Source organism: Nostoc cf. edaphicum LEGE 07299 (assembly GCF_015207245.1).
GTDB lineage: Bacteria > Cyanobacteriota > Cyanobacteriia > Cyanobacteriales > Nostocaceae > Nostoc > Nostoc edaphicum_B.
Map to the genome: position 1 here is coordinate 1 of NZ_JADEXF010000408.1, position 4,696 is coordinate 4,696.

Consider the following 4,696-nt stretch of genomic DNA (forward strand, 5'->3'; position numbering starts at 1 on the left):
TTGCTGTGTAACGCGGGTTGTCGTTTTTGGGTTGTTGTTGTTTCAACCCGATTAAATCCCCTTGCTGTTGATTGATAATTTGCGAAACGGCATCAATAGTTCGATCTACAGAGTTGACAGTCAAAGAGATTGTTGCCTTTTTGATGAGTTGGGGACGAGAACGCGCTATTGGTGCAGCTTCCGCCTTTTGGGAAATACTGTTTTCACGAGAAGATAATTGATTTACCCCGCCATTGGCTGCAATTTGAGGTACAGATTGAGGTGCAGACTTATTTGCTGTCTGTTCAGAAGAGGCGCAACTAGTGAAAATCACCCCTCCCAATAACGCACTTATAAATAAAGCAGATGTGCGCGGTAATTTAGTCGAAGCGTACATAATCTACCCCTAGATGGATGAAGTTAACCCCAGTATTACTGAAGTAAAACTCAAAGCCTATATTGTTGCGATTTATGTAACAGGCATAAAATTTTGTCCAAAATCCAATTATTCTTCAATTGATGTTTTTTGCTGAGAGAAACTTGCTAACTCGGATGCTAAAGTCTCTTCTAATACATCTATAATTACGTGCGGATCGGTAGGGGATTTCATCATTTCAGCCTTCGGGTCAGAGCAATTTTTGACATTAGGAATATCCTGGCGTAATTCCTCAACCAAAGCGATGAGTTTACAATTTGTCCGCGCCCCAAGCATCTCGGCAGATCAGATGGCTTCTATTGTACTCAGGAGATGCAAGCATATAACATAGAGTTAAATCACAGCCCTTTGAGTACTTATGTATGAAGGAATTACGGATAGTTAATGTGTTATCTGAATTTGATGCTCGCCTAGAAGCAGAACAGAACCAACTGAAAGTACTCAGTCCCCAAGAACGAGAAAAGTATCTAGATGAAATGATGCTGGCAGTTGGTTTGCAAACAGGAGAGTTCTTGAATATGCTTCTTAAAACGCAAGGTGGCAAACGCATTCTCGAAATTGGTACTAGCGTTGGCTATTCAACAATCTGGTTAGCGGAAGCAGCGCGGGTAAATGGTGGTCGCGTCACTACTCTCGAATATGTTGCCACCAAGCAGGCACAAGCGGTAGAAAATATCCGTAGGGCTGGTTTAGAGGATTTTGTAGACTTCCAACTTGGTGATGCCGTAGAGTTACTGGAGAATTTACCAGGATCATGGGATTTTATCTTGCTTGATCTCTGGAAAGAGCTTTATATTCCCTGCTTTGACTGCTTTTATAAAAAGCTTGCTCCAGGGGCGATTGTCGTTGCAGATAACATCACTTTTCCTCCTGATTTTCGCCCAATAATGAAGGCTTACCAAGAATATGTCCGCGCTAAACCAGACTTAGATTCAATTGAAATCGATATTGGTCAAGGTCTTGAGCTAACGCGAAAAGAAATTTATTAATGCCTGCTCCCCAGCGTGAGACTCGCGGAAGATTCTTTTCGTCTGGTAGTTCAAGTTAAGATATTGCTGGTATCTCATATATTACACCTCTACGTACGAACCCAGAGAACGTAAAAAGATGTGCAAAGTTACTACCTGATTTTTCTTTGTTTTTCCCGCTAAATCAAGGGTTATCATTTAATACTGAGTCACAAAAATACATAATTTTTTTGCCAGATGTGAGGTACCCCATAGTCAATAAGATTGGAGGGACGACTGATACATTCAGAACGGCTTGTATTTCATCATTGCAGATTGCCACGCCGCTCCTGTTCCTGCTCAATTGCCTCGAAGATTGCACGGAAGTTGTTTGCTCCAAACCCGTTGAACGTCCGTCGTTGGAGGAACTCGAAAAACGCCGTCGGACGATCGCTCATGGGCTTGGTGAACTTCTGAAGTAGATAGCCATTTTCGTCAAAGTCAACCATGATGTCGTACTCTGCGAGTACTTCGACATCCTCCTGAAGTTTGATATCACCCACCTGGAGAAGCTCGCGCAAGCGCGTGTAGTAACCCGACGGCACTTTGAGAGTTTCAACACCGCGCTCACGCAGAGCCTGCGACGAAGCTAGAATGTCGTCTGTGAGTATAGCGAAGTGCTGCGCTCCCGCTCCTTTGTGGTATTCGAGGAACTCTTCGACCTGACCCTTCCGAAAACCGGAAGCAGGCTCAATGAGCGGAATCTTTGTTCGCTCACTCGGATCGGCCATCACGATCGATCTAAGCCCCGAAAATTCCGTATGAACAATGGAGTCGTCGATGGAGAAGAATCGATGGAAACCAAGCACGCGCTCATACCACTCGACAAGTGGTTCCAAGTCTCCTTCGGGAATGTTCAGTCCAATGTGATCCAGCAAACGTCCGCCGACACTCGGCAGTCTGTCAGTAAGCGAATCAGGATCATCGGTCGTGACGAAGTCCGGCAGGAATGTTGTACCATCACCACTTCTCTCGACGAATGTGTGGATGGTATCGCCCACCGTCTTAATAGTAGCGAGGACGATGTGCCCATGCGCGTCTACGTGCTTTTGCGGCGGATGAACCGATACTGCCCCTGCTGCCATTGCCCGCTCATAAACCGATTCGCATTCGGTGACAGCCAAGGCAATATCCCTGACAGCGTCGCCGTGCCGAGCGAGATGCGCGTTGAACGTCTCGTTGCCTGGTGGCAGTGCCGACGAAACAACCAGCGTCACCTCCCCTTGCCGAAGCGCGTACGAAGTCCATGTACGACTCCCCGTTTCAAGACCTCGGTAAGCGAAGAGCGAGAAGCCAAGCCGAGTTTTGTAGAAGCTTGCGGCTTGTTTCGCATTGCCAACCCAAAGCTCGATGTAGTCGAAACCGAGATGAGATGAATGGTGTGCAGATACATTCATAAAGCATAAAGCAGTTTTTTAGATTTGTTACTTTAAGTTACATTTTGTAAACGTATCACAATTCACATTATTATACTTTTGCCACGTATGCAAAACTTGTCTTAATGGTAACATTGGTTTCAAAAAATCAAAGTATAAAGGAGAAAATCAATGACATCTGAGGCTACCCGTAAAATCATAGGTGATTGGGTTTACAGGCACTTGGTAAATTTCAAGCATCAGCCATCTGATGATGTCATAGAACCTTTTGCAAAGGCACTGCTTATAGCAGCTAAAGGAGATAGAGTACTGTCACAAGCTGAAAGAGACTGGGTGGTTGGCTTAACGGCAGCAAAGGGAGGTTCAGAGCAGTTAATCGAAGAGTTAAAAAACTACGAGGCAGATCAGGATATAGAGCAGGTAATATCAAGCCATCCTTTCAGTAACCAAGGAAGAAGAGCCTTAATTTACACTGCAATTCAAGCTTGTGCTGCTGATAGTGAATACAACGAAGCTGAAAAAGCATCTGTACGCAAAATCGCAGCCAAGTTAGAAATTTCTGAAGATGTAGTTAAGCAATTAGAGGATCTTTATGAAGAGGAGAAGGCTCAGTTAACCAAGAGGGTTAAGTTACTCTATCCAGATGGGCATCCTTTGCTTATGGAGTAATGCCAAGCTCTTTGGCAAACTTTCTTGTTTCTTTGGCAATTGCTGTCTGTTCTGACTGAATGCCAAAACTTAGCTCGTCTAAAGTACCAATAGCGACTTTGCTTTCAAGGGTTTTACCTTTGCATACATCATTCCTATTCCACCTTCTAACCTTGTTTGTGCCTGCTATCCCAATAAGGTAATCGTCTAGGTGTTCGGGGTTGGCCCAAAGCTCATATATTGGCTCAATAATTTCCCACTCTATGTCTGTCACGTCGCTTGAATACCCTATTTTCAACCCTCACTGCTTGAATCCACCTATTTCTGTTGATTCTACTTGGTCGCCTAAAAGATACCAAATGGGTTCTATAAGGATTTTGAGCAATATTGTGAGAAATCCGGGTAACAGTTCATCTGTGGTTACTCAATTTGGGGTACAATCGTAAGCCTGCCAATAAATGACGATGCTTGCTGACAGGAGATGCTTCTATGGCCCGGATGTATTATGACGAAGATGCCAATTTAGACCTTTTGGCTGGAAAAACTATTGCTATTATCGGCTATGGTTCCCAAGGTCATGCCCACGCTCTCAATCTCAAAGATAGTGGTTTGAATGTGATTGTGGGACTATATCCGGGTAGTAAGTCAGTCGCAAAAGCTGAAGCAGCTGGCTTAACTGTGAAAAACGTTGCAGATGCGGCCAATGCTGCTGATTTCATCATGATTTTATTACCTGATGAAGTTCAAAAAACGATTTACAAAAATGAGATTGAACCCAATCTAGAAGAAGGAAATGTCTTAGCTTTTGCCCACGGGTTTAATATTCACTTTGGGCAAGTTGTACCACCGGCTAACGTCGATGTGGTGATGGTAGCACCAAAAGGGCCGGGGCATTTGGTACGGCGGACTTATGAAGGTGGGGAAGGTGTACCAGCGCTGTTTGCAGTTTATCAAGATGCTAGTGGTCAAGCACGCGATCGCGCCATGTCTTATGCTAAAGGTATTGGTGGTACTCGCGCCGGTGTTCTCGAAACTACTTTCCGCGAAGAAACCGAAACAGATTTATTTGGCGAACAAGCGGTATTGTGCGGTGGTTTGAGTGCTTTAATCAAAGCCGGATTTGAAACTTTGGTAGAAGCTGGTTATCAACCAGAATTGGCTTATTTTGAATGTCTGCATGAAGTCAAGCTGATTGTTGATTTGGTTGTGGAAGGCGGTTTAGCTAAAATGCGCGACAGCATTTCTAACAC

Annotated in this window: 6 protein-coding genes and 1 pseudogene; 3 read left to right on the forward strand and 4 right to left on the reverse strand. The window is 44.4% G+C overall.

From position 1 onward, the window contains the following. Together IQ229_RS13600 and IQ229_RS13605 are read right to left on the reverse strand one after the other, a co-directional pair. Positions 1 to 376: pseudogene (locus tag IQ229_RS13600) on the reverse strand (DUF4349 domain-containing protein); the annotation flags it as partial. 108 nt (positions 377 to 484) lie between these two features. Then, a complete protein-coding gene (locus IQ229_RS13605) occupies positions 485 to 691 on the reverse strand; it encodes a hypothetical protein (protein ID WP_228013451.1) in 207 nt (68 codons plus the stop codon). Between the two features lie 86 nt (positions 692 to 777). Between IQ229_RS13605 and IQ229_RS13610 the strand changes: the two genes are divergently transcribed. Further along, a complete protein-coding gene (locus IQ229_RS13610) occupies positions 778 to 1,404 on the forward strand; it encodes an O-methyltransferase (RefSeq protein ID WP_194044503.1) in 627 nt (208 codons plus the stop codon). 284 nt (positions 1,405 to 1,688) lie between these two features. Here the strand turns inward: IQ229_RS13610 and hppD are convergent, their stop codons facing one another. Continuing rightward, positions 1,689 to 2,819, reverse strand: coding sequence for a 4-hydroxyphenylpyruvate dioxygenase (hppD, locus tag IQ229_RS13615; RefSeq protein WP_194044505.1), 1,131 nt, complete (start codon positions 2,817 to 2,819; stop codon positions 1,689 to 1,691). Between the two features lie 150 nt (positions 2,820 to 2,969). Between hppD and IQ229_RS13620 the strand changes: the two genes are divergently transcribed. After that, entirely contained in the window at positions 2,970 to 3,467 is a 498-nt protein-coding gene (locus tag IQ229_RS13620; protein WP_194044507.1) for a TerB family tellurite resistance protein, read from the forward strand. On the opposite strand, the gene IQ229_RS13625 is transcribed toward IQ229_RS13620, so the two are convergent. Then, positions 3,457 to 3,744 (reverse strand): hypothetical protein, encoded by a 288-nt coding sequence (locus IQ229_RS13625; RefSeq protein WP_228013452.1) that lies wholly within the window; start codon positions 3,742 to 3,744, stop codon positions 3,457 to 3,459. The two genes, IQ229_RS13620 and IQ229_RS13625, sit on opposite strands and share 11 nt — an antisense overlap. 191 nt (positions 3,745 to 3,935) lie before the next feature. Between IQ229_RS13625 and ilvC the strand changes: the two genes are divergently transcribed. Beyond that, on the forward strand, positions 3,936 to 4,696 hold a 761-nt coding region (gene ilvC / locus IQ229_RS13630; RefSeq protein ID WP_194044511.1), incomplete at its 3' end, for a ketol-acid reductoisomerase.

Bases quoted from the DNA above. Each gene is read 5' to 3' on its own strand.
- IQ229_RS13610 (WP_194044503.1), top strand. From the start codon at position 778: ATGAAGGAATTACGGATAGTTAATGTGTTATCTGAATTTGATGCTCGC.
- IQ229_RS13620 (WP_194044507.1), top strand. From the start codon at position 2,970: ATGACATCTGAGGCTACCCGTAAAATCATAGGTGATTGGGTTTACAGG.
- hppD (WP_194044505.1), bottom strand. From the start codon at position 2,819: ATGAATGTATCTGCACACCATTCATCTCATCTCGGTTTCGACTACATC.
- IQ229_RS13605 (WP_228013451.1), bottom strand. From the start codon at position 691: ATGCTTGGGGCGCGGACAAATTGTAAACTCATCGCTTTGGTTGAGGAA.